We start from the raw sequence: 22,435 nt of genomic DNA on the forward strand, positions 1-22,435 counted from the left end.
TTTCAGCTTTTGATTTTGCCGGACGCCCGGTCGAGCGCCTCCAGAACGGCGCCCTCGGTCAGCAGTTCCGGAAGCGCGATGCCCTCCGGAGCCCCCGGACCATAGACGATGTTGAAGGGAATACCATAGCGGCCGTGTCGGGCAAGATAGCGGGCGATGCTCTCGTCCGGCCGGGTCCAGTCGGCGCGCATGGCGGTCACCGTCCCGGCGTCCTCCAGCCGCTGCGCGACGGTGCCGCGGTTCAGCACCAGCTTCTTGTTCGCCTGACAGGTGATGCACCAATCGGCGGTGACGTCCACGAAGACGGTGCGCCCGGCGGCCACCTGCTCGCGGATCGCCGCCTCGTCGAAGACGGCCCAGCGCGCCGCCGTGCTTTCGGCCACCGGGGCCGCCCCGGCGGAAGGGCCGAAGACGGCGGGAACCGCGAAGGCCACCAGGGCCAGCAGCCCAGCGAGCGCCGCCCCGGCCCAGCGCGCCGTCTCCGCCATCCGGCGGCCCAGCCACAGCGCGGCGACCAGCCCGCCCATCAGCACGGCGATGGCCAGCGCCGGAACCTCACCCACCTGGACGACCAGCACCGACAGCAGCCACAGCGCGGTCAGGGCCAGCGCCCCGCCCAGCACCCGGCGCAGCGCCACCATCCAGCGCCCCGGACGCGGCAGCAGGCGCGCGGCGCGCGGGAAGGCGGCGATCAGCAGGTAAGGCAGCGCCAGCCCGACGCCCAGCGCGGCAAAGATGGCGAACACCTCCAGCGCCCCGCGGGACAGCGCGAAGCCCACCGCCGTCCCCAGGAAGGGCGCGGAACAGGGCGTGGCGAGCAGCGTGGCGAAGGCACCGGTGGCGAACTGCCCGCCCGCCATGCTGGACGATGGACAGCAGTTTCAGCGACAGCACCGGCAGCACGCAGGGCATCAGGTTCAGGATCAACCCGCCCAGCAGGGCGACGCCCAGCATGGCCAGCAGCCCCGTCGGAGCCGCCCCGGCACGGCCGCCCAGCCCGGCCGCGGCGGTCGCCGGAGCCTCCACCGACCGGTTACCGTCCACCACCGTCAGCGTCATCGCCCGTCCAGCGAGGTCAAGGCCGGGCTCCGGGTCGGTCGCGTCCATCCGCAGGATCGCGCGCCGGTCGCCATCGAGGAACTGGCTCTTGGGCGCGGCGAAGGTCACCGGCGGGTCGGTTTCCACGAACACGTCGGGGGCGACCATTGGCTCGCGGGCCGTCACCTCGACCTCCAGCACGGCGCCCTGGCCGCGCACCGCCGTGACGGTCAGGCCGGACGCCCGCCCGTCACCGGGGACCAGGGACTGGGCACGGGCGATGTCGTTGGCCGACGGTCCGGGCGTCGCCGGCCCCTCAGGGATGGACAGGGACAGCGCCACCATCTCCGGAACGCAGATGGTCGAACAGACCAGCAGTTCCGCCTTCAGCGCGAGGTCGAGCGGCTTGCCCGGTTCCGCCGGAGTGGCGGCGATGGGGAACAGCACCTCCGCGTCGTAGCCCGCCGTCTCGAAGCCCAGGACGGTGAAGCGGTGCGGGGCCGGGTAGATTAGTTCCGTCGCCTTGAGGTTCCGCGACTCCGACCAGTCCAGCCGCGGCGCGAAACCGGCGTCGCCGGGGGTGCGCCAATAGGTCTTCCAGCCGGGCTCCAGCCGGACTTCCAGCCCCAGGGGGATTTTGGCGAGGTCGCCCGCCCCCTGAACCGACGCGACGAGCCGGGCCTCCACCGGGCCGGACTTGACCCAGGAGCCGGTCTCCGCCCTCCCCATTCCGGGTGCGGCCAAGGCCAGGACGGCGAGCAGGAACGGAACAAACCTTTTCATCGCACCGACTGTTCTCATATCAAGACGCAGCGGGCCGCCCATCGGCCGCGGCTGTATATGGATGACAAAGCTTGGCCCGTGCTGTCACACTCGGGCGAAGACGGCTTCGGGTGGCCGCCCAGCGGTCCGCCCGTCCCCCGACACAAGGATAGCGCCCATGCCGCACCTGACCAAGTCCTCGGACTATCTGACCGGCCAGTTGCTGATCGCCATGCCGGGCATGACGGACCCGCGTTTTCAGCGGACCGTCATCTACATGTGCGCCCATAACGACGACGGCGCCATGGGCCTCGTCGTCAATCGCCTGTTCGGATCGGTCACCTTCGAGGATTTGCTGGAACAGCTCGAGATCGAAATCCAGGAGCCGATCGCCAACATGCCCGTTCATTATGGCGGCCCTGTGGAATCCGGGCGCGGATTCGTCCTGCATTCAACCGACTATGTACGGGACGGCACGCTGGTGGTGGACGACGAGGTGGCGCTGACCGCGACCATCGATATCCTGCGCGCGATTTCCGAAGACCGCGGACCGCGCCGCAACCTCCTGCTGCTCGGCTACGCCGGCTGGGGACCGGGGCAATTGGACGCGGAGATCCAGGCGAACGGCTGGCTGAACGTGCCCTGCGACGAGACGCTGCTGTTCGATCCCGAACTGGACACCAAGTGGGAACGCTCCATCGCCAAGCTCGGCGTCAGCCTGTCCATGCTGTCGGCGGAGGCCGGGCACGCCTGACGGCGCCCCCTCCTGATCAAGAGTACGACCCGCCGCACCGCAAGCGGCGGGATCTCATGTCAGAACTTGTGATTCACGCACCCTTGCTGGCGATCGCCAAGGCAAGGCCGCGGGCCTGCATCAGCTCGCTGCACCGTTCGACCAGCTCGTCACCGGCGTAGACCGCCCAGCCGCTCTGGAAACCAGACGCCTCATAGCGCAGATCGACACGGCGTCCGTCCAGTTCGACGGCATAGGTCAGGGAATCTTCTTTCGTCCAAGTAGGGTTCAGCGACATATCCGCCTCACTCAATGGGAAGGACATGCCGTCAGCCTGCGCCCGCTCCCTTAACCGCGGGTTAAGCCGACCAGGACAAGGGCTTGGGAAATGGGAGCGGCGCACCCCGACCGGACGGGCTAGCCCCGCCACTCCTCGCGCAGGATGGCGTAGAGGACATGGTCCCGCCACACCCCGTCGATGCGCAGGTAACCGCGCGCATAGCCTTCGTGAGTGAAGCCGACCTTTTCCAACAGGCCGCGGCTGGGCGCGTTGGTCGGCAGACAGGCCGCCTCGACCCGGTGCAGCCCCAATTGCCCGAAGGCGAAATCCAGAACCAGCCGGGTGGCACCGGACATGTAGCCGTTGCGCGCGTAGGGTTGCCCCACCCAGTAGCCGAGCGTCGCCATCTGGGCCACGCCGCGCCGCAGGTTGGTCAGGCCCAGCCCGCCGACCAGCCGGTCGGTCGCCCGGTCGTAGACAAGGAAGCTGTAGCCCTGGTCGTCGCGCCATTCCTGCGCCTGCCGCCGCAGCCGGCGCCCGAAGGCGGCGCGGGTCAGGGCGTCCGTCGGCCAGGTCGGCTCCCAGGGGGTCAGGAAGGCGCGGGAGTCCGCCCGCAGGTCGGCCCATTCCCGCCAATCCCGCGGCAGCGGCGGGCGAATGTAGCAGATCGGCCCGTCGAGGCGGACCGCCGGCGGGCTGATGAGACCACCGCCGAGCAGGCGGATCATGCTGCCCCTCCCACCCTGGCGCGTCCCTTACCGGAACCGCGCGGCGATGCGGTCGTACTCCTCCAGCCGTCCGATCGGGCCGAGCGCGGCGACGGTGGGGCGGCTCTCGCGCAGGCGCCGGGCGACGCGGACGATGGACTCGCGGTCGACCGCCCCGATCTTCTCGACGATCTCCTCCACCGGCACCGGGCGCCCGTAGACCAGAAGCTGCTGGCCGAGCTGCTCGCAGCGCGACATGGAGCTTTCCAGCGCCATCAGCGTCCCGGCGCGGAGCTGGGCGGCGGCGCGGGCCACCTCCTCCTCGGTCACGTCCTCGGTCACCCGCATCAGCTCGTCGCAGACGACCGGGACCAGTTCCGCCACCTCGTCCTCGCCGGTGCCGGCGTAGACGCCGAAGAGCCCGCCGTCGCGGTAGGCGCCGGAGAAGGTGTAGATGGAATAGACCAGCCCGCGCTTCTCCCGCACCTCCTGGAAGAGACGGGAGGACATGCCGCCGCCGAGCAGCGTCGACATCACCGAATGGGCGTAATAGTCCGGGTCGTGCACCCCCACCCCGTCGAAGCCGAGGACAAGGTGCATCTGCTCCAGGTCCCGCGCCTCGCGGAAGTCGCCCCCGGCGTAGCGCGCGTCCTCGGATTCCGGCGCCGGGCGGGAGGACAAACCGTCGAAAGCCGATAGAGCCATGTCGACGAGCCGGTCGTGCTCCAGCCGCCCGGCGGCGGCCAGGACGATGCCCGGAGCGCCGTAATGGCCGTCGATGTAATCGACCAGCGCCGGGCGCGACAGGGCGCCGACGATCTCCGCCGACCCCAGGACGGGGCGCCCCAGCGCCTGCCCCGGATAGGCGGTGGACTGGAAATGGTCGAAGATGATGTCGTCGGGAGTGTCGGCGGACTGGCCGATCTCCTGAAGCACCACCGTGCGCTCCCGCACCAGCTCCTCGCTGTCGAGGACGGAGTTCTGGAGCATGTCGGCGATGAGGTCGAGCGCCAGCGCCGTGTCGTCGTGCAGGACCTTGGCGTAATAGGCCGTCTGCTCGCGCGTCGTGTAGGCGTTGAGCTGGCCGCCGACATTCTCGATCTCTTCGGAGATGCGGAAGGCGGAGCGCCGCTCGGTGCCCTTGAACAGCATGTGCTCGACGAGATGCGCCACGCCGTTGACGCTCGCGGACTCGTTGCGCGTGCCGACCCCGACCCAGCAGCCGAGCGAGACCGACTGCACGCCGGGCATCGTGTCGGTGGCGACGCGCAGCCCGTTCGGCAGCGTGGTCACGCGGATGCTCATGCGGCCTCCTTGGCGGCGCGGGCGCGGGCGACGACGAACTCCTGGACCGCCGCCACGTCGTTGGGCAGCTCGGACAGCCGCTCCTCCCGCTCGTAGAGATCGGCGAGGCGCGGCGGCAGGACGGGGCGCCGGCCCGTCGCCGTCTCCACCGCGTCGGGGAACTTGGCCGGATGGGCGGTCGCCATCACCACCACCGGAACCGACGGATCGACCGGGGCGGTCGCCGCCGAATGGATGCCGACGGCGGTGTGCGGATCGACCTGATAGCCGCCGGTCTTCTCCCAGACCTCCTTGATGACGTCCATGGTCCGGGCGTCGTCGGCGCGGCCCGCGGCGAAGATTGCGTGCGCCTCAGCCAACTGCGCGTCGGTGACGGCGAATTTGCCCTCCGCGCGGAAGCCGTCCATGGCGGCCTGCACGGCAGCGCCGTCGCGGCCCAGCAGGTCGAACAGCAGCCGCTCGAAGTTGGAGGAGATCTGGATGTCCATGCTGGGACTCAATGTGGGCACGACCGGAGCCGCCGACATGGTGCCGCTGGCAAAAAAGCGGGCCAGGATGTCGTTGGCGTTGGAGCCCACGACCAGCCGCTCCACCGGCAGGCCCATCGCCCGCGCGCCGTAGGCGGCGTAGACGTTGCCGAAATTGCCGGTGGGCACGGTGAAGGCCACCTTGCGGTCGGGCGCGCCCAGGGCCACCGCGGCGGCGAAGTAATAGACGATCTGGGCCATGATGCGCGCCCAGTTGATCGAGTTCACCGCCGACAGGCCCATCTTGTCGCGGAAGGCCATGTCGTTGAACAGCGCCTTCACCAGGTCCTGGCAGTCGTCGAAGGTGCCGTGCAGCGCGATGTTGTGCACGTTGTCCGAGAGGACGCTGGTCATCTGGCGGCGCTGCACCTCCGACGTGCGGCCCTTCGGGTGCAGGATGAAGATGTCCACGTTCTGGCGGTCGCGGCAGGCCTCGATGGCGGCGGAGCCGGTGTCGCCCGAGGTCGCGCCGACGATGGTCACCCGCTCGCCGCGCTTGGCCAGCACATGGTCGAACAGACGGCCGAGCAGCTGCAGCGCCACGTCCTTGAAGGCCAGCGTCGGGCCGTGGAACAGCTCCATCACCCAGGTGCGCTGGTCGAGCTGCACCAGCGGCACAACCGCGGCGTGGTCGAAGCTGGCGTAGGCGTCCTTCACGATGGCGCGGAAATCGTCCTCGGCGATGGCGCCGCCCAGGAAGGGCAGCATGACGCGCACGGCGATCTCACTGTAGGGAAGGCCGCGCATCGCGCGGATCTCGTCAGCCGAGAACTGCGGCCAGCTTTCCGGGACATAGAGGCCGCCGTCACGCGCGAGACCGGCCAGAAGGACTTCCTCGAAACCCAGGACCGGGGCCTGGCCCCGCGTGCTGACGTACTTCAACGCACACTCTCCGACGCCTGAAGGTGGCCGACGCTGTGGCGGGCCGGCGACTCTTGTGGAACGGGCATAGTTAGCGCCCTCCCACACGCGGTGCAAGCGGCGGGTTCCAGGTGCGTTGCAAACAGAACCCCCTCCCCCGGGACGGGAGAGGGGATTGTTGCCGGCCGGTCAGGCGCCGGTGTGGACGTCCAGCGGGTCGTGGTGCAGCGCCGAGGCATCGTGCGCGGCGTCGACCGGCGGAAGCTCCACCGTCTGGGCGGCGAGCGCGGCGGCCACCGACGCGGCGGTGCTGTGGTCCGCCACCTGCGGCTGGGTCACCGTGTGGGACAGGACGTTGATGTCGCCCTCACCCAGCGCCTGGGCTTTCGCCGGCGCCCAGGCGGCCTTGGCCGGGCTGCCGCCACCGTCGAACAGGCCTTCCTTGATGGCGTTGTACTTGGTCTGGTCGACCGTCTGCCAATCGTCCTTCAGGATGCCACCGGTGTCGCCCGAGTTCGGGTTCCACGACCAGTAGGTCCAGCTGGCCCCTTCCTTGCCAGCGCCGAGGTCGTTGGTGCCGTTGCCGTCCAGATCGCCGTTCATGTAGTCGATCAGCTTGGCCATGTAGGCCTTGTCCTGATCGGTCTCCAGCTTGCCGCCGAACTCACCGACCAGCACCGGCGCCTTGTCCTCCTTCAGCAGCCAGCCCCAATTGTCGGTGTACTGGCTCGGCAGGTTGTTCGGATAGTCGCTGGCCTTGAACCACTCCATCTCATGGATGGACGGGCCGTAGGAATGGACCGAATAGACCAGCTTGCCCGGATTGTCGAATTCGATCGGGCGGTCCTTGGCGCCGCGCAGGTTGCCGCCCCACCACTCCCACTGGTTCTCGTGGATCTCGACGCCCTCGACCAGCAGCAGCCAGTCCTTGTTCACAGACTGGATCTCGTTGCCGATGCGCTCCGCGGCCCAGGCCCAGTCGGTGGCCTTGTCGCCGCCACCCCAGGTCGCCTGACCGTGCGGCTCGTTGTGCAGGTCGGCACCGACCACCGTGTCGTTGCCCTTGTAGCGCTCGGCCAGCATCTTCCAGTTTTCGATCATCTTCGACTCCGGGTACTTGTCGTCGTACCACAGGCCGTTCTCGTTGGCCGACGCACCGTCGCTGGAGCGGTGGTGGTCCAGGAAGACCTTCATGCCGATGCGCCCGGCGTAGTCGATCACCTTGTCCATGACCTCAAGCGGGGACTTGTTCGCGAGGTCGGGATTCTTGGAGGTGTCGATGCCCGTCGCCCGGTCGGCGTCCAGCGCCGCGTCGCTCCACGGCAGGCGGATGGTGTTGAAGCCCATCTCTTTCATCTGCTCCATCATTCCCCAGTACCCGCGCATGTCCATGCCGTTGGGGTTGAAGACGAAGCCCTCGCCGCCGAACCAGTTGACGCCCGTCAGCTTGACGTTCTGACCCGACGAATCGACGATCTGGTTGCCGTCCGTGTGCAGGAAGCCCTTGGCGATGCCCATTGTTCTCAGCCCTCGTTGCCATTCGCGTTGGGCCGGAGGCTGGCGGTTTATGGTTAACGAAATATTGCCAGGAATGTTGCTTAATTCCGGCAATCCAAGGCATGTGTGACCATGTCCGGAAGAGCGGATTTTGAGGATATTTTAGACAATAAGGAGGCGTGTAGTGCTTGTGCTGTCTTGAGGCTGTTTTTCGGATTGATTGCTTGATTGCGCGAAGTGCCGCACTGAAACGAAGGAGGGTTACGGGTCAGCCTTTTGCGCTCGGTGGATTTTGCGGATTCTTTCGGCGTGGAGGCCACGCATTGGCGATGCTCTTGCCCCCCGCCCCCCCCCCGCTGCGCAGGGGAGGGTTAGGAAGGGGGCAAGACTCCGCTCAAGCGCCCAGATACCGGCTTTCCAGATGCCGCCGGAACACCGCCGCGTCGAGCGGGCGCCCGGTGGCCGCGGTCAGCAGATCGTCGCCAGACGCGTAGAGACAGCCCTTGCCGTGCACATTCGCCCCCAGCCACGCCACCAGCGGCCCGAGGTCGCCGCGCGCCAGTGCCGGCCGGATGTCCGGATCGGCCTTTGCCGCGGCCTCGAACAGCTGGGCGGCGGTCATGGCGCCCAGCGTGTAGCTGGGGAAGTAGCCCCAGGCACCGGACGGCCAGTGGATGTCCTGAAGGCAGCCCAGCCGGTCGTTCGGCGGCACCACCCCGACCAATTCCTTCATGCCGTCGTTCCAGGCGCCAGGAAGGTCGGCCAAGGCCAAATCCCCGGCGATCAGCGCCTTCTCCAACCGGTAGCGCAGGATGATGTGCGCCGGGTAGGTCACCTCGTCGGCGTCCACGCGGATGAAGCCGCGCTCCACCCGGCTGTAGAGACGGCGCAGGTTGTCCGGCTCCCAGGCCGGGCCGGAGCCCCCGAACGCCTCCTGCGCGACTGGGGCCAGCCAGCATAGGAACTCCGGCGAGCGGCAGGCCTGCATCTCCACGATCAGCGACTGGCTCTCATGCACCGCCATGCCGCGGGCCAGCCCGACCGGCTGACGCAGCCAGTCGCGTGGACGCCCCTGCTCGTAGAGCGCGTGCCCCGTCTCGTGCATCACCCCCATCAGGGCCTTGGTGAAATCGTCCTCGTCGTAGCGGGTGGTGATGCGCACGTCGCCGGTGGCACCGCCGCAGAAGGGGTGCAGCGATACGTCCAGCCGACCGCGGGCGAAGTCGAAGCCCGCCGCCCGCATCAGCCGCTCGCCCAGCGCCTTCTGGTTGGCGACGGCGAAAGGCCCCACGGGCCGCAGCGGAGCCGGTTCGGCGGCCTGCCGGTCGAGGACGCGCCCGATCAGCTCCGGCAGGAAGCCGGCCAGACCGGCGAACAGAGTGTCGATCCGCTCGGAGCGGGCACCGGGATCGTGCTCGTCCAGCATGGCGTCGTAGGGCGACAGGCCCATGGCCGCCGCTTTGGCCTCTCCGCACTCCCGCACGCGGCGCAGCACCTCCGACAGGCTGGGCAGAAGATTGGCGAAGTCGCTTTCTGCCCGCGCGCTGCGCCAGGTCATCTCGCAGGCCGAGATCGCCTTGCTGGTCGCCTCGATCAGATCGCCGGGAACGGCGGTGGCGTGGCGGTGGGTGCGCCGCATCTCCCGCAGGTTGGCCTCCTGCCAATCGTCCAGGCCCGCGCCTTCGGCCTCCGCCAGCCAGTCGGCCACGCGAGGGTCGGTTTGCAGCTCGTGGGCCAGCACGGTCAGGGTGGCGGTCTGCTCGGCCCGCCCGTCGCTGGATCCGTCGGGCATCATGGTCTGGCTGTCCCAGCTCAGGATGCCCAAAGCGTCGCCGATGGCGGCGATGCGGGCGAAACGGCGTTCCAACTCCCGATAGGCGGCTGTCATGAGGCGCAACTCCTAGGATGCCGGACCGGTCCTCCGGCGTTGGGACAGCACATAGACGACGACCAGCGTCGCGGCGAGGCTATACCAGGTGAAGGCGTATTGCCTATGGTTGTTGGGCAGCTCGACCAGGGGCTGGATGCCGTTCAGGGACGCGTTGCCGCGCGCCGGATCGGGGGTCATCTCGACCGCCAGCGGGGCGACGCTCTCCAGCCCGGCGGAGGCCGCCATGGCCGGCGGGTCCAGCCGCATCCAGGATTCCGCCCCCGGCCGGTTGCCCGGCTGAAGCCAGCCGGCGGGCTGCGGCAGGCGGACCAGACCGGTGACGTTCACCGGCCCCTCCACCCGGCTCTCCGGACGGCTGGCGGGGGCGCGCTTGTCCATGGGCAGGAAACCGCGGTTGACCAGCACCACGCCGCCGCCGTCCTCCGCCGGGCGCTGCAGCGGGGTCAGCAGCTCATAGCCCGCCTGCCCCTGCCGGGGCCGGGCGACCAGCAGCAGTTCCTTGTCGTTCAGGAAGCGCCCGGCAACGGTCACGGGGCGGAACTCCAGCGCCTCCGGATCGGCGATGGCGGAGGGCAGCGGGATGGGAGCGGCGTGCAGCCGCTGCTCCACCCGGCGGATCAGATCCTCCTTCCATTCCAACCGCTGCATCTGCCACGTGCCCAGCCCCAGCATGACCAGCACGGCGGGCACGGTGATCAGCGTCGCCCACAGCGAGGGGCGGAAGCGGCGGGGTTCGGCGGCGGCGGTCATGGTCACTCGTCCGGGTCCTCCAGCTCGTTGCGGCGGTGGCGGTACTGCAGCGCCACCACATAGGCCTTGGCCGGGCGCAGCATGCCGAGCGCCAGCCCGAGCACGACGATGCTCCAAACGACGGCGTGCAGCCACAAAGGCCAGTCCACCGTCATCGACACCCACAGCGCCACCGGCACGACCAGGAAACCCAGGATGAAGATCAGGAAGACCGCCGGCCCGTCGCCGCTGTCCTGCCGGGCGAGGTTCAGGTTGCACACCGAACAGCGCTCGTTGACCGTCAGATAACCGTCGAACAGCTTGCCCCGTCCGCAGCGCGGGCAAGCGCAGCGCAGGCCGGCGGTCAGCGGCGACGGGCTGGTGTAATAGGTGCTCAAATGATCCGCCTCCCTCCAGGAATGGGAAGCCCCTCTCCCCTGATGGAGGAGAAGGGCTTCGCAAGGCGACAGGGGGGATCGATCAGTGGCCGCTGGCGGCGCCCAGCGACCCCCACCAGTAGATCGACACGAACAGGAACAGCCAGACCACGTCGACGAAGTGCCAGTACCAGGCCGCCGCCTCGAAGCCGAAATGGCTCTGCGGGGTGAAGTGGCCCTTCATGGTGCGGAACCAGCAGACCGCCAGGAAGATCGTCCCGATGATGACGTGGAAGCCGTGGAAGCCGGTCGCCATGTAGAAGGTCGACGGGTAGATGCCCTGGGTGAAGCCGAAGGCGGCGTGGGCGTATTCCCAGCCCTGGAAGAAGGTGAACATCACCCCCAGCAGGACGGTCAGGCCCAGCGCGCGCGACGCCTCCTTGTTGCGGCCTTCAAGGATGGCGTGGTGCGCCCAGGTGACGGTGACGCCCGACAGCAGCAGGATCAGCGTCATCATCAGCGGCAGGTGGAAGGTCTCCAGCACCGTGATGTTCGGCGGCGGCCAGACGCCCTGCGGGTTCTCGGCGAACACCTTCGGGTAGAGCGCTGCGTCGTAGAAGGCCCAGAAGAAGGCGGCGAAGAACATCACCTCCGAGGCGATGAACAGCGCCATGCCGTAGCGCAGGCCGATCTTCACCACCGGGGTGTGCGCCTTCTCGCGCACCGCCTCCTTGATGACGTCGCGCCACCAGCCGAACATCACGCCCAGGATGGACACGAAGCCGAGGGCTGCCAGCAGCCAGCCGCCGCCGTGCATGTAGATGACCATGCCCGTCGCGAACAGTCCGGCCGCGAAGGCGCCCAGAAGAGGCCAGGGGCTCGGCTTCACCAGATGGTAGGGATGCGGGATGCCGGCGCCCTCGCCCGCGCCGTGCGCGGAGGCTGGGGGATGCGGCATTTGCGCGTGCGTGATGTCGGCCATCGTCTCTTTCCAACCCCGGTTTGTTTCGCCCGATTTCTTCGTTCAGCCCTAATTTTCTGTTCAGACTGTCTCTTTTTTAAACTGCGTCCTCAGTTCGCCGCGGTCCCGGTGCCTTTCGCACCCGCGGCCTGCGTCGCGTGCTGCGCCAGCACCTGGGTCTCGTCCTTGGCGCGGAAGAAGGTGTAGGACAGCGTGATGGTGGTCACGTCCTCCATCGCCGGATCGTCGGCCAGGGCCGGATCGACGAAGAAGGCCACCGGCATGTCCACCGACTGACCGGGCTCCAGCACCTGCTCGGTGAAGCAGAAGCACTCGATCTTGTTGAAGTACTTGCCGACCTTGTCCGGCGTGACGTTGTAGAGCGCGGTGCCCACGGTGGCCCGGTCGGTCCGGTTGGCGGCCTGATAGGCGGCCAACCCCATCTCGCCCAGCTTCACTGCCAATTCCTTCTGCTCCGGCTTGAAGCGCCAGGGCAGCGACTGGTTCACGTCGGCGTTGAAGCGGACCTTGATGACGCGGTCGACCTGCCGCGCGGGCGCGGCGTCGGCCCGCTGGGTGGTGCCGCCGAAGCCGGTCACCTGACAGAACAGCGCGTAGAGCGGCACCGAGGCGTAGGCCAGCCCGACCATCCCGAAGACGAGGCCGAACAGCCCGGCCATGAACAGGCGGTTCTTCCGCCGGAGCCCTTTGTCGTTTTCAGGCCGGTCGCTCATGGCGCCGTTTCCTCCCCTGCCGTTTGTCCGCTCAACGTCCCGTGGTCAGTGCCCGCCCATCCGCACCAGCGTGATGACGTAGAACATCACCACCAGCCCGATCAGCGCCGCCAGGACCGCGTAGTTGCGCCCGCGCAGCCGCTTGCGGCGTTCCTCGTATGATTCATCCATGATCGTCATGCCCCGCCTCCGGTCGTCAGGATTCCGGTCACTAGATGCTCGCCCATCAGCAGGGCGAACAGCAGGAACAGGTAGAGGATCGAAAAGCCGAACATCTGCTTGGCCGGCTTGTCGTCGGTGGCGCGCAGCACGCGGACCGCGCACAGCACGAAGAAGGCGCCCAGCAGGCTCGACCCGATCAGATAGGCAAGACCGCCGATGCCCAGAAAGTACGGCGCCACGGCGACCGGCAGCAGGACCAGCGTGTAGGCCAGCATCTGCCGCTTGGTGGCGTCCGGACCGGCGACCACCGGCATCATCGGCACCCCGGCGCGCGTGTAGTCGCCGTTGCGGAACAACGCCAGCGCCCAGAAGTGCGGCGGCGTCCACAGGAAGATCAGCAGGAACAGCAGGATGGAGGGCAACTCCACACCGCCCGTCACCGCCGCCCAGCCGATCATCGGCGGGAAGGCGCCGGCAGCCCCGCCGATCACGATGTTCTGGGGCGTCCGCCGCTTCAGCCACATGGTGTAGATGAAGACGTAAAAACCGATGGTCATCGCCAGCAGCGCCGACGCCGCCCAGTTGACCGCCAGCCCCATCACCACGACCGACGCCGCGGCCAGGATCACCCCGAAGGCCAGCGCGTTCTCCGGCTCCACCCGCCCCGACGGGATCGGACGGCGGACGGTGCGCGACATCACCGCGTCGATGTCGCGGTCGTACCACATGTTGATGGCGCCCGAGGCTCCGGCCCCGACCGCGATGCACAGCACGGCCACCGCCGCCAGCACGGGATGGATGTGGCCGGGCGCCAGCACGATGCCGGCCAGCCCGGTGAACACGACGAGCGACATCACCCGCGGCTTCAGCAGTTCGATGTAGTCACCCGGCGTCGATCCGGAGACCGGACCTGTCGAGACCCGTTCAATGCTCAGGTCCGTCATACTTCACTATCCTCCGGCCGGAGAGAGCTTCCCGGCTCCCCCGGCGTTATGGTCACAACCGATGGTCACTTCACCTGCGGCAGCGTCTCGAAGGCGTGGAACGGCGGGGGCGAACTCACGGTCCACTCCAGCGTGCCGGCCTGCGGTCCCCAATAGGCGGCCTCGACCTTCTCGCCGCTGCGCAGGGTCTTGTAAGCGATCCACACGAAGAGAAGCGTGGACGCAAAGGAGAGATACGCCCCGAAGGAGGAAACCATGTTCCAGCCGGCGTAGGCGTCCGGGTAATCCGGGATGCGGCGCGGCATGCCGGCCAGACCCAGGAAATGCTGCGGGAAGAAGACCAGGTTCACGCCGATGAAGGTCGTCCAGAAGTGAACCTTGCCCCAGAACTCCGGATACTGGCGCCCCGACATCTTGCCGATCCAGTAGTACCAGCCGGCGAAGATCGAGAAGACCGCGCCCAGCGACAGCACGTAGTGGAAGTGCGCGACCACGTAGTAGGTGTCGTGCAGCACGATGTCCATGCCGCCGTTGGCCAGCACCACGCCGGTCACGCCGCCGACCGTGAACAGGAAGATGAAGCCGAGCGCCCACAGCATCGGCACCTTGAACTCGATCGACCCGCCCCACATGGTGGCGATCCAGGAGAAGATCTTCACGCCCGTCGGCACCGCGATGATCATCGTGGCGGCGGTGAAGTAGGCCTTGGTGTCGACGTCCAGCCCCACCGTGTACATGTGGTGCGCCCACACCACGAAGCCGACCACACCGATGGCGACCATCGCGTAGGCCATGCCCAGGTAGCCGAAGACCGGCTTGTGCGAGAAGGTCGAGACGATGTGGCTGATGATGCCGAAGGCCGGCAGGATCATGATGTAGACTTCGGGGTGGCCGAAGAACCAGAACAGATGCTGGAACAGGATCGGGTCGCCGCCGCCCTCCGGGTTGAAGAAGCTGGTGCCGAAATTGCGGTCGGTCAGCAGCATGGTGATGGCGCCGCCCAGGACCGGCACGGCCAGCAGCAGCAGGAAGGCGGTCACCAGCATCGCCCAGACGAACAGCGGCATCTTGTGCAGCGTCATGCCCGGCGCGCGCATGTTGAAGATGGTGGTGATGAAGTTCACCGCACCCAGGATCGACGAGGCGCCGGCGAGGTGAAGGGCGAAGATCGCCATGTCCACCGACGGCCCGCTGTGACCCAGCGGCGAGGACAGCGGCGGGTAGATCGTCCAGCCGGTGCCCGCACCCTGCCCCACAAAGGCGGAGCCCAGCAGCAGGAGGAAGGCCGGGACGATCAGCCAGAAGCTGATGTTGTTCAGCCGCGGGAAGGCCATGTCGGGCGCGCCGATCATCAGCGGCACGAACCAGTTGCCGAAGCCGCCGATCAGCGCCGGCATCACCACGAAGAACACCATGATCAGGCCGTGCGCGGTGATCAGCACGTTCCAGACCTGCCCGTCGCTGACGAACTGCAAGCCCGGCGACTGGAGTTCCAGCCGCATGATGACCGAGAACAACCCGCCGATCAGCCCGGCGATCACCGAGAAGATCAGGTAGAGCGTTCCGATGTCCTTGTGGTTCGTGGAGAAGAACCAACGCTCGACGAAGCCCGGCATGTGGTGGTCATGGTCATGCCCGTGGCCGTGTCCCTGCGCTTCCCCCGGATTGGCGTTTGCCATGTCTCTAACCCTCGCGTCGGCGGAATGATTTTTCTTTGAGGTGCCGCTGCATCCAAAGCATGAGGCTTACTGGACGGCCCCGGCGGACGCCACCTTTGAGGACTGCGCCTCGGCAACGTCGCGCTTGGTGTCGGGGGTGCCGTAAGCGGTCTTGGCCTTCTCGACCCACTGGTTGAAGGCCTCCTTCGAGACGGCCTCGACCGCGATCGGCATGAAGGCGTGGTTCACGCCGCAGATCTCGGAACACTGACCGTAATAGACGCCTTCCTTCTCGATCCGCAGCCACGTCTCGTTGGCGCGGCCCGGCACGGCGTCCTTCTTCACGCCGAAGCTCGGCACCGCCCAGGAATGGATGACGTCGCCCGCGGTGACCAGCACGCGCACGGTCGTGCCGACCGGCAGGATCACGCGGTTGTCGACCTCCAGCAGGCGCTTCTGGCCGGGCTTCAGCTCCGAATCCTGAATCATGTAGCTGGAGAAGGCGATGTTGCCGTGGTCGGGATACTCGTAGTCCCAGTACCACTGCCGCCCGGTGACCTTGATGGTCATCTCCGACTCCGGCACCCGCTCCGCCTGGTAGAGCAGCTTGAAGGAGGGCACCGCGATGACGATCAGGATGATGACCGGAATGACCGTCCAGGCGATCTCCAGCACCGTGTGGTGCGAGGTGGTGGACGGCACGGCGTTCTTCTTGGCGTTGAAGCGCAGCGCCACCCAGGCCAGCAGCCCCGCCACGAAAATGACGATGGCGACGATGATCACCGTCAGCAGGTCGTGGAACGAGTCCATGGCGTGCTTGACCGGGGTGGCCGCCTCCTGAAGCCCCAATTGCCAGGGGTGGGGTTCGGCGGCGGAACCGGTCGCGGCAAATCCACACAAAGATGTCAGCGCCGCCAGAACGGCAGCGTTCAGGGTCTGCGTCTTCATCCCCACCCTCTTCGTTACCCGCCGCCCACGGTCGCGGACGGCGGTCGTCCCTTCCCGCCGGACCCGCCTTCGCCCCTGTTTCCCTGGTGCGTTCCACCCCTGTCGGGCGGTTGCGCGTCCGGGCGTTGCGACGGTGCCGGTCTATGCAGGGATCGTGCCGTTTGTGGGTGGCACGGTCCCCGCAGCGCGAGCTTAACCCTGCACTGCGCTTGGGTACAAGTCAGGCGTCCCTACACGAAGGACATAGGCGCAATGCCGGTTTCGAGCCCGCATCAGAACAGAAGTTGAGCTTCCGTATCGGCTTCGCACTGCGACAAGCTGTCGCAGTTTGATGGTACAGCGAATTGTCTCGGAAAATCAAGTTTTTAGGCTTGCACGTCCCTGGTGTGGGACGCAAGCGACCTTGCGCGGACGGCGCCATCCGGTCGCCGTTTGCGCTGCGGTAACCCACCACCGTGTTAGAACGGAAATGCTCCGCGGCTGTCAGTGCCCGCTGGTGATGACCTTGCGGATTCGGCGCACGCCGGACCAGACGAAGGCGATGACGATGGGAATCATCAGCCCGACGAGCAGGTCGGGATCGACCTTCATCCCGAGTCCCTTCACGCCCTTCGCGGCGTAGCCGACGATGCCGACGAGGTAGTAGCTGATCGCCACCACCGACAGCCCCTCGACCGTCTCCTGCAGGCGGAGCTGGAGTTGCGCCCGCTTGTCCATGGAGAGGAGAAGCTCGGCGTTCTGCCCCTCCACGGCGATCTCCACGCGGGTGCGCAGCAGGTCGCTGGCGCGGGCCACGCGCTGGGACAGCGCCTGCAGGCGCGATTCCACCGCCTCGCAGGTGCGGATCGCCGGAGCGAGGCGCCGGTCCATGAACTCGCCCACCGTGGGCAGCCCCTCGATGCGGATCTCGCGCAGCTCGACGATGCGCTTTTCCACGAGGTTGTAGTAGGCCCGCGCCGCGCCGAAGCGGTAGGCGGTCTCCGCCGCGATCTGCTCGGTCTGGGCGGCCAGCAGGGTCAGCCGGTCGAGCAGTTCCCGCTCGTCGTCCAGGCCGCGCAGGGTGGCGATGCGGGTGGTCAGGTCGGCCAGATCGGCCTCGATCGGGCCGATGCGCGGCAGCACGCCGCGCGCCACCGGCAGGGCCAACAGCGCCATCACCCGGTAGGTCTCGATCTCCAGCAGGCGCTGCACGACGCGGCCCGCCTGGTTGGAGGTCATCGCATGGTCGGCGATCAGGATGCGTGAGAAGCCGTCGCCATGGATGCGGAAGTCGGTCCAGGCCGTCGCCGCCCGCCCGGAGATGCGCGTCCCGATGTAGCTCGGCGAGCCGAACATCGCCGCCAGCATGTTGGCCGAGGGTTCCGGCGATTCGGCGTTGAGCACGGCGACATGGACGCCGACCATCAGCTCGCCCGGCAGCCCGGCCAGCCATTCCTTGGGCACCGCGTTCAGCGCCGGTTCCAGGAAGGGATCGACCAACACGTTCGCCGGGGACACGGCGTTGGGACGGAAGACGGTCCAGGTGGAGAATTCGGTGTGCCGCTCCCACTTCAGGCGGAAGCTGCCGAAGGAGCCGCTGTAATGGGTGGCCCCGGCGGGCGGGCGCGGCACGCCGGCCCAGTCGCACAGCTTTTCCAGATGCAGCCGGTCGGCCTCCGACGCGCCCTCGCCCGACAGCATCGCCAGCATGGTGGCGCGGACCGGGGTGGACAGGACCTCCGGCGGGCGGGTGTGCACCTCGTTGGTCAGGGTCACGCGCAGGGCGTGGTTCTTCAGGGGGTGGGCCAGGGAGCGCGCGTCTCCGTTGCCGGTGCGGCCCATCGCCAGCGCGTCGTCGGTCATCGCGGCCATTCCCCTTCCAAGCCCCCTCCGCCCATGGACGACGAGCCTTGCCGGATGGGCCGCCCGTCGCCACACTATAAGTCTGATCTTTAGACCACATCGCGCGTGCGGGTGCGAGAGCGCCGGTGCCGCATCGTTGTCCTACGATAGACCGATACCCCGGAGTCCCCATGAGCGCGCTTGCCGTCACCGACGATCTGTTCTTCAACCGCGCCGGCCTGGACCGTTCCCGTGTCGAGGGGGTGGTGGCCGACGCACTGCGGGGGGCGGACGACGGCGAACTGTATCTGGAATATTCGCAGAGCGAATCGCTGGGCTGGGACGACGGCAAGCTGAAGGCGGCCAGCTTCGACACCACCCAGGGCTTCGGCCTGCGCGCCATCGCCGACGAGGCGACCGGCTTCGCCCACGCCTCCAGCCTGTCCGAGGACGCCATCCGCCGCGCCGCCGCGACGGTGCGCGCCGTCCAGGCCGGGCACGCCGGCACCTTCGCCGAGCCGCCCGCCGGCACCAACCGCGCGCTCTACATCCCGGACAATCCCCTGCCCCTGGTCCCCTTCGAGGCGAAGGTGAAGCTGCTGGCGGAGATCGACGCCTACGCCCGCGCCAAGGACCCGCGGGTGCGGCAGGTCTCCTGCTCGATCAGCGGCGAGTGGCAGGCGGTGCAGATCATCCGCGCCGACGGCGTGCGCGTCGCCGACCTGCGCCCGCTGGTCCGGCTGAACGTCTCCGTGGTGGTGGCCGAGGGCGACCGCATGGAGACGGGCGGCCACGGCGGCGGCGGCCGCGTCACCTACGAGCATTACATGCAGCCGGAGACATGGCGCGCCTTCGTGGACGAGGCGCTGCGCTCGGCGCTGGTCAACCTGTCCTCCGTTCCGGCCCCGGCGGGCGAGATGACCGTGGTTCTCGGCAACGGCTGGCCGGGCATCCTGCTGCACGAGGCCATCGGCCACGGGCTGGAGGGCGACTTCAACCGCAAGAAGACCTCGGCCTTCGCCGGGCTGATGGGCCAGCGCATCGCCGCCCCCGGCGTGACCATCGTGGACGACGGCACCATCGAGAACAGCCGCGGCTCCATCACCGTGGACGACGAGGGCACGCCCGGCCAGTGCACGACGCTGATCGAGGACGGCATCCTGGTCGGCTACATGCAGGACCGCATGAACGCCCGGCTGATGGGCATGCGCCCGACCGGCAACGGGCGGCGCCAGAGCTTCGCCTGCCACCCCATGCCGCGCATGACCAACACCGTGATGCGCCCCGGCGCCTATGAGCCGGAGGAGATCATCAAGTCGGTCAAGAAGGGCCTCTACGCCAAGAACTTCGGCGGCGGGCAGGTGGACATCACCAGCGGCAAGTTCGTCTTCTCCGCAAACGAGGCCTATCTGATCGAGGACGGCAAGCTCGGCCCGGCGGTGAAGGGTGCAACCCTGATCGGCAACGGCCCGGACAGCCTGACCCGCGTGTCGATGATCGGCAACGACACGAAGCTGGACCCCGGCGTCGGCACCTGCGGCAAGGACGGCCAGGGCGTTCCCGTGGGCGTCGGCCAGCCGACCCTGCGCCTGGACGGCCTGACCGTGGGCGGCACGGCGGCCTGATGCTTCCCTTCTCCCCCCTGGGGAGAAGGTCAGGATGAGGGGGGCGCCGAAGGCGCGCCACGCCGACTCATCTCGTGTTTTTCTTCGCCCTGCCGGGCGCATCGCCCCCTCACCCAACCCTCTCCCCAGAGGGGAGAGGGCTCAGCATTGGAGGTTCCGCCCGTGTCGTCCCTCGCGCTGGTTTCGACCTTCTGCCCCGACCGCGTCGGCCTCGTCTCGGCGGTCACCGGACATCTCTTCGGACTGGGCGCCAACCTGCGCGACGCGACCTTCGCGGTGATGGGGTCCGGGGCGGAATTCTCGGCGGTTTGCGAACTGCCCGACGGCGTCCCCATTGGAGAAGTGCAGGAGGGGTTGGCCAGCCTGCCCGAACTGACCGGCGCGCAGATCAAGGTGACGCCCTTCGATTTCGACCCCACCCCCGGCCCGCTCGCCCGCATCACCCACCGCGTGGAGGTGTCGGGCGGCGACCAGCCCGGCCTGATCGCCCGTTTGTCGGAAATCTTCACCCAGTTCGAGGCGAACATCGTCCGTCTGGACGCACAGACCCTGCCGGAGCGGGAGGGAGGTCATTACACCATCCGCTTCGCCGTTTCGATCCCGCCGGAGCGCGCCGGCACCTGCCTGTCCGCCATTGCCAACACCGCGGAGACGATGGGCCTGACCTGCACCGCCGAACCGCTCTGACCCCTCTCCCGCCCCGGGAGAGGGTTTCTGGTTGCATTCATACGCGTGAAAATGCCATGGATCGGGAACTTTCCCTGACCATCTCCACCATGGCGTGAATCGCGTTCTCCTCGTCCTGGCGCTGTCCTTCGCCGCCCTGCCCGCTCGGGCGGAGGGGCTTGAGGCGACCCTGTCCGACTGGGGAGCCGTTGGGCTGCTTCAGACACCGACCGCGCGCGGCATGCCGGACGGCACCGTCACCGCGGGATTGACCGCTCTCGGTGGCCTGCACCGGCATGTCTTCGCCGGGGCGCAGCTCCTTCCCGGCTTTGAGGCCACCCTCCGCGACAGCACCTACCCGAGCTGGCACGGCCTCAGTGAGCCGGGGGTGGACGCCAAGCTGCGCCTGCTGCGCGAGGGACCGTGGTGGCCGACGCTGGCGGTCGGCGGGCGCGACGTCACCGGCAGCGGGCTGGACCTGCCGGGCAAGGGCCGCTTCGCGGGAGAGTATCTGGTCGCCTCGCGCCGCTGGTGGAACGTCGATCTCAGCCTGGGCATCGGCTGGGGTGGGCTCGGCGACTATGGGCATGTCCGCAACCCGCTGCGCTTTCTCGGCGGGCGTTTCAAACGCGACCGCGACCCGGCGAAGGAGTCGTCCCGCGGGCCGGAGGCGTGGTTCACCGGGGAGCGCGCGGCCCTGTTCGGCGGCGTCGAGTGGCACACGCCGCTGGAGGGGCTCAGCGTCAAGCTGGAATACAGCGCCGACAGCTTCCGCGCCCAGCAGCAGGACGACCCGGCCTTCAGGCCCGGCGTGCCACTGAACGCCGGTCTTGCCTACCGTCCCTGGAACTGGCTGGAGTTGGGCGCCGGGGTCGAGCAGGGATCGCGCGCCATGCTGCGTCTCGCCGCGCGCTTCGACCCGCGGGAGGAAGGAGGAACCACCGCGCTCACGCCGCCGCCCGCGGTTGGTGCCCGACCCGCCGCGCCGGGCACCGCCCTGGCCGCTCCGGACATCGCGGGCCTGGCTCGGCTTCACCGGTTGCCCGCCCGCGCCGCGCTGATCGACGGCGACCGGGCGGCGCTGTGGCTCGACCCGGCGGGCGCCGGCACCGCTCCGCTGGCGCAGGAGGTAGGTCGCGCCGCCCGCCTGCTGGCCGACGGCGCGCCACCGGAGGTTGAATGGCTGACCGTCGTCTCCGGCAACGCCGGGCTGGACGGCACCGCCGTCACCCTGTCTCGCCGCGCCGTGGAACAGGCAGCCAGCCACCGCGGCAGCCCCGAGGAAATCTGGCGGACGGCTCGCGTGGACCGCTCCGCCGGTCCTCCGGGGAACTGGGCGTCACGGTTGACCTTGACCATCGTTCCGACCATGGAAGCCAGCCTGTTCGAACAGAGCGCGCCGCTGGTGCAGCGGACCTACGGCGACACCGTGTTGATTGCGGAACCTCTGCGCGGACTGGTTCTCAGCGGCGGGCTACGGGTGAACGTCAGCCATAACCTCCACCTCCTCGACACCAACGCCATCCCGGCGGCGGATCCGGTGCGCAGCGACCTGCCGCGCTACGCCGACCGCCTCGCCGCGGTCGAGCGGCTGTACGCGGCGTGGCTGGCCGCGCCCTCCGAGAGCTGGAGCACGCGCCTGTCCGTCGGCCATTTCGAGGAGATGTTCGGCGGTGTGGGAACCGAGGCGCTGTACCGCCCCCTGACGGCGCGCTGGGCGCTCGGGCTCGACCTCAACCGCGTCTGGAAGCGTCCGCCCGACGACGCGCTGCGCCTTGCCCCGGAAAGCGGGCGGAACACCGGCCACGCCAGCCTCTATTGGGAAGCACCGGGGGCCGCCACCACGGGTGTGATGCGACTGGGGCGCTATCTCGGCGGGGATTGGGGCGGCACGCTCGAACTGATGCGCGCCTTCGACGGCGGCATCCGCCTGTCCGCCCAGGTCACTTGGACCGAGGGGCCGGAGGGCGCGCAGAGCCGCTACGGCGGGCGGCTGGAACAGGGAATCGCGCTGACGGTGCCTTTTAGCCCCGGCGGCTCCTGGCCGCCGGACGGACGGCTGGCGACCGCGGTCCGCACCCTTGGACGCGACGCGGGGCAACGGCTGCGCCAGCCATTGCCCCTGTACGACGCGTCGGTCACGGCGGGTTACGGCCGCCTGACCGGATCATGGCCGAGGCTGATGGAGTGAGCCGCGGCGGACCGGTGA

The 22,435-nt window shown here is 68.4% G+C and carries 20 protein-coding genes and 1 pseudogene; 4 read left to right on the forward strand and 17 right to left on the reverse strand.

Features of this window, described 5'->3' with window-relative positions; all coding sequences use genetic code 11:
- Positions 1-2: 2 nt before the first annotated feature.
- Together ACWPXE_RS16270 and ACWPXE_RS16275 are read right to left on the reverse strand one after the other, a co-directional pair.
- On the reverse strand, positions 3-860 hold the full coding sequence (locus ACWPXE_RS16270; protein ID WP_454018653.1) for a protein-disulfide reductase DsbD family protein: 858 nt from the start codon (positions 858-860) through the stop codon (positions 3-5).
- A 571-nt stretch (positions 861-1,431) separates the two neighbouring features.
- A pseudogene (locus tag ACWPXE_RS16275) lies at positions 1,432-1,863 on the reverse strand (protein-disulfide reductase DsbD domain-containing protein); the annotation flags it as partial.
- A 115-nt stretch (positions 1,864-1,978) separates the two neighbouring features.
- Between ACWPXE_RS16275 and ACWPXE_RS16280 the strand changes: the two are divergent.
- Positions 1,979-2,554, forward strand: coding sequence for a YqgE/AlgH family protein (locus ACWPXE_RS16280; protein ID WP_454018654.1), 576 nt, complete (start codon positions 1,979-1,981; stop codon positions 2,552-2,554).
- A 73-nt stretch (positions 2,555-2,627) separates the two neighbouring features.
- Here ACWPXE_RS16280 and ACWPXE_RS16285 read toward each other — a convergent pair whose 3' ends face one another.
- From ACWPXE_RS16285 to ACWPXE_RS16355, 15 genes are all read right to left on the reverse strand, one after another.
- Entirely contained in the window at positions 2,628-2,831 is a 204-nt protein-coding gene (locus ACWPXE_RS16285; protein WP_454018655.1) for a hypothetical protein, read from the reverse strand.
- A gap of 119 nt (positions 2,832-2,950) precedes the next feature.
- Positions 2,951-3,541: a GNAT family N-acetyltransferase gene (locus ACWPXE_RS16290; protein ID WP_454018656.1), complete on the reverse strand. Its 591-nt coding sequence runs from the start codon at positions 3,539-3,541 to the stop codon at positions 2,951-2,953.
- Positions 3,542-3,568: 27 nt separating this feature from the next.
- A complete protein-coding gene (locus ACWPXE_RS16295) occupies positions 3,569-4,825 on the reverse strand; it encodes a M16 family metallopeptidase (protein ID WP_200476081.1) in 1,257 nt (418 codons plus the stop codon).
- Positions 4,822-6,234, reverse strand: coding sequence for a threonine synthase (gene thrC / locus ACWPXE_RS16300; RefSeq protein WP_454018657.1), 1,413 nt, complete (start codon positions 6,232-6,234; stop codon positions 4,822-4,824). Before thrC ends, ACWPXE_RS16295 begins: the two co-directional genes overlap by 4 nt.
- A gap of 168 nt (positions 6,235-6,402) precedes the next feature.
- Positions 6,403-7,731 carry a glycoside hydrolase family 5 protein gene (locus ACWPXE_RS16305; protein ID WP_454018658.1) on the reverse strand — a complete coding sequence of 443 codons (1,329 nt, stop codon included), beginning with the start codon at positions 7,729-7,731 and terminating at the stop codon, positions 6,403-6,405.
- Positions 7,732-8,104: 373 nt separating this feature from the next.
- Complete coding sequence (locus tag ACWPXE_RS16310; protein ID WP_454018659.1) at positions 8,105-9,598, reverse strand: carboxypeptidase M32; 1,494 nt, start codon at positions 9,596-9,598, stop codon at positions 8,105-8,107.
- 12 nt (positions 9,599-9,610) lie between these two features.
- Complete coding sequence (locus ACWPXE_RS16315) at positions 9,611-10,351, reverse strand: SURF1 family protein (RefSeq protein ID WP_454018786.1); 741 nt, start codon at positions 10,349-10,351, stop codon at positions 9,611-9,613.
- A 2-nt stretch (positions 10,352-10,353) separates the two neighbouring features.
- Positions 10,354-10,728, reverse strand: a complete 375-nt coding sequence (locus ACWPXE_RS16320; RefSeq protein ID WP_454018660.1) for a DUF983 domain-containing protein — start codon at positions 10,726-10,728, stop codon at positions 10,354-10,356.
- Between the two features lie 82 nt (positions 10,729-10,810).
- The gene (locus ACWPXE_RS16325) at positions 10,811-11,689 is read right to left on the reverse strand and encodes a cytochrome c oxidase subunit 3 (RefSeq protein ID WP_454018661.1); all 879 of its coding nucleotides are present in this window, start codon (positions 11,687-11,689) and stop codon (positions 10,811-10,813) included.
- A gap of 89 nt (positions 11,690-11,778) precedes the next feature.
- Positions 11,779-12,402: a cytochrome c oxidase assembly protein gene (locus tag ACWPXE_RS16330; protein ID WP_454018662.1), complete on the reverse strand. Its 624-nt coding sequence runs from the start codon at positions 12,400-12,402 to the stop codon at positions 11,779-11,781.
- A 45-nt stretch (positions 12,403-12,447) separates the two neighbouring features.
- Positions 12,448-12,582 carry a hypothetical protein gene (locus ACWPXE_RS16335; RefSeq protein WP_014240852.1) on the reverse strand — a complete coding sequence of 45 codons (135 nt, stop codon included), beginning with the start codon at positions 12,580-12,582 and terminating at the stop codon, positions 12,448-12,450.
- Positions 12,579-13,508: a heme o synthase gene (gene cyoE / locus ACWPXE_RS16340; protein WP_454018663.1), complete on the reverse strand. Its 930-nt coding sequence runs from the start codon at positions 13,506-13,508 to the stop codon at positions 12,579-12,581. Before cyoE ends, ACWPXE_RS16335 begins: the two co-directional genes overlap by 4 nt.
- A 65-nt stretch (positions 13,509-13,573) precedes the next feature.
- Entirely contained in the window at positions 13,574-15,187 is a 1,614-nt protein-coding gene (ctaD, locus tag ACWPXE_RS16345) for a cytochrome c oxidase subunit I (protein WP_035674796.1), read from the reverse strand.
- Positions 15,188-15,253: 66 nt separating this feature from the next.
- Complete coding sequence (coxB, locus tag ACWPXE_RS16350; RefSeq protein WP_454018664.1) at positions 15,254-16,114, reverse strand: cytochrome c oxidase subunit II; 861 nt, start codon at positions 16,112-16,114, stop codon at positions 15,254-15,256.
- Positions 16,115-16,597: 483 nt separating this feature from the next.
- Positions 16,598-17,965, reverse strand: a complete 1,368-nt coding sequence (locus ACWPXE_RS16355) for a DUF3422 family protein (protein WP_454018665.1) — start codon at positions 17,963-17,965, stop codon at positions 16,598-16,600.
- A 161-nt stretch (positions 17,966-18,126) separates the two neighbouring features.
- Between ACWPXE_RS16355 and tldD the strand changes: the two genes are divergently transcribed.
- The 3 genes from tldD (at position 18,127) to ACWPXE_RS16370 (ending at position 22,417) form a co-directional block, all read left to right on the forward strand.
- Entirely contained in the window at positions 18,127-19,560 is a 1,434-nt protein-coding gene (tldD, locus tag ACWPXE_RS16360) for a metalloprotease TldD (RefSeq protein ID WP_014240857.1), read from the forward strand.
- A 162-nt stretch (positions 19,561-19,722) separates the two neighbouring features.
- On the forward strand, positions 19,723-20,247 hold the full coding sequence (locus ACWPXE_RS16365) for a glycine cleavage system protein R (protein ID WP_454018666.1): 525 nt from the start codon (positions 19,723-19,725) through the stop codon (positions 20,245-20,247).
- 94 nt (positions 20,248-20,341) lie between these two features.
- Positions 20,342-22,417, forward strand: coding sequence for a YjbH domain-containing protein (locus ACWPXE_RS16370; RefSeq protein WP_454018667.1), 2,076 nt, complete (start codon positions 20,342-20,344; stop codon positions 22,415-22,417).
- Positions 22,418-22,435: the final 18 nt, after the last annotated feature.

Source organism: Azospirillum sp. Marseille-Q6669 (genome assembly GCF_965111635.1).

Excerpts from the sequence above, each read along its gene's own strand:
- ACWPXE_RS16280 (WP_454018654.1), top strand. The coding sequence starts at position 1,979 with ATGCCGCACCTGACCAAGTCCTCGGACTATCTGACCGGCCAGTTGCTG.
- ctaD (WP_035674796.1), bottom strand. The coding sequence starts at position 15,187 with ATGGCAAACGCCAATCCGGGGGAAGCGCAGGGACACGGCCACGGGCAT.
- coxB (WP_454018664.1), bottom strand. The coding sequence starts at position 16,114 with ATGAAGACGCAGACCCTGAACGCTGCCGTTCTGGCGGCGCTGACATCT.
- ACWPXE_RS16355 (WP_454018665.1), bottom strand. The coding sequence starts at position 17,965 with ATGGCCGCGATGACCGACGACGCGCTGGCGATGGGCCGCACCGGCAAC.
- ACWPXE_RS16335 (WP_014240852.1), bottom strand. The coding sequence starts at position 12,582 with ATGACGATCATGGATGAATCATACGAGGAACGCCGCAAGCGGCTGCGC.
- ACWPXE_RS16310 (WP_454018659.1), bottom strand. The coding sequence starts at position 9,598 with ATGACAGCCGCCTATCGGGAGTTGGAACGCCGTTTCGCCCGCATCGCC.
- tldD (WP_014240857.1), top strand. The coding sequence starts at position 18,127 with ATGAGCGCGCTTGCCGTCACCGACGATCTGTTCTTCAACCGCGCCGGC.
- ACWPXE_RS16305 (WP_454018658.1), bottom strand. The coding sequence starts at position 7,731 with ATGGGCATCGCCAAGGGCTTCCTGCACACGGACGGCAACCAGATCGTC.
- ACWPXE_RS16315 (WP_454018786.1), bottom strand. The coding sequence starts at position 10,351 with ATGACCGCCGCCGCCGAACCCCGCCGCTTCCGCCCCTCGCTGTGGGCG.
- ACWPXE_RS16270 (WP_454018653.1), bottom strand. The coding sequence starts at position 860 with ATGGCGGGCGGGCAGTTCGCCACCGGTGCCTTCGCCACGCTGCTCGCC.
- cyoE (WP_454018663.1), bottom strand. The coding sequence starts at position 13,508 with ATGACGGACCTGAGCATTGAACGGGTCTCGACAGGTCCGGTCTCCGGA.
- ACWPXE_RS16290 (WP_454018656.1), bottom strand. The coding sequence starts at position 3,541 with ATGATCCGCCTGCTCGGCGGTGGTCTCATCAGCCCGCCGGCGGTCCGC.
- ACWPXE_RS16295 (WP_200476081.1), bottom strand. The coding sequence starts at position 4,825 with ATGAGCATCCGCGTGACCACGCTGCCGAACGGGCTGCGCGTCGCCACC.
- ACWPXE_RS16330 (WP_454018662.1), bottom strand. The coding sequence starts at position 12,402 with ATGAGCGACCGGCCTGAAAACGACAAAGGGCTCCGGCGGAAGAACCGC.
- ACWPXE_RS16325 (WP_454018661.1), bottom strand. The coding sequence starts at position 11,689 with ATGGCCGACATCACGCACGCGCAAATGCCGCATCCCCCAGCCTCCGCG.
- ACWPXE_RS16285 (WP_454018655.1), bottom strand. The coding sequence starts at position 2,831 with ATGTCGCTGAACCCTACTTGGACGAAAGAAGATTCCCTGACCTATGCC.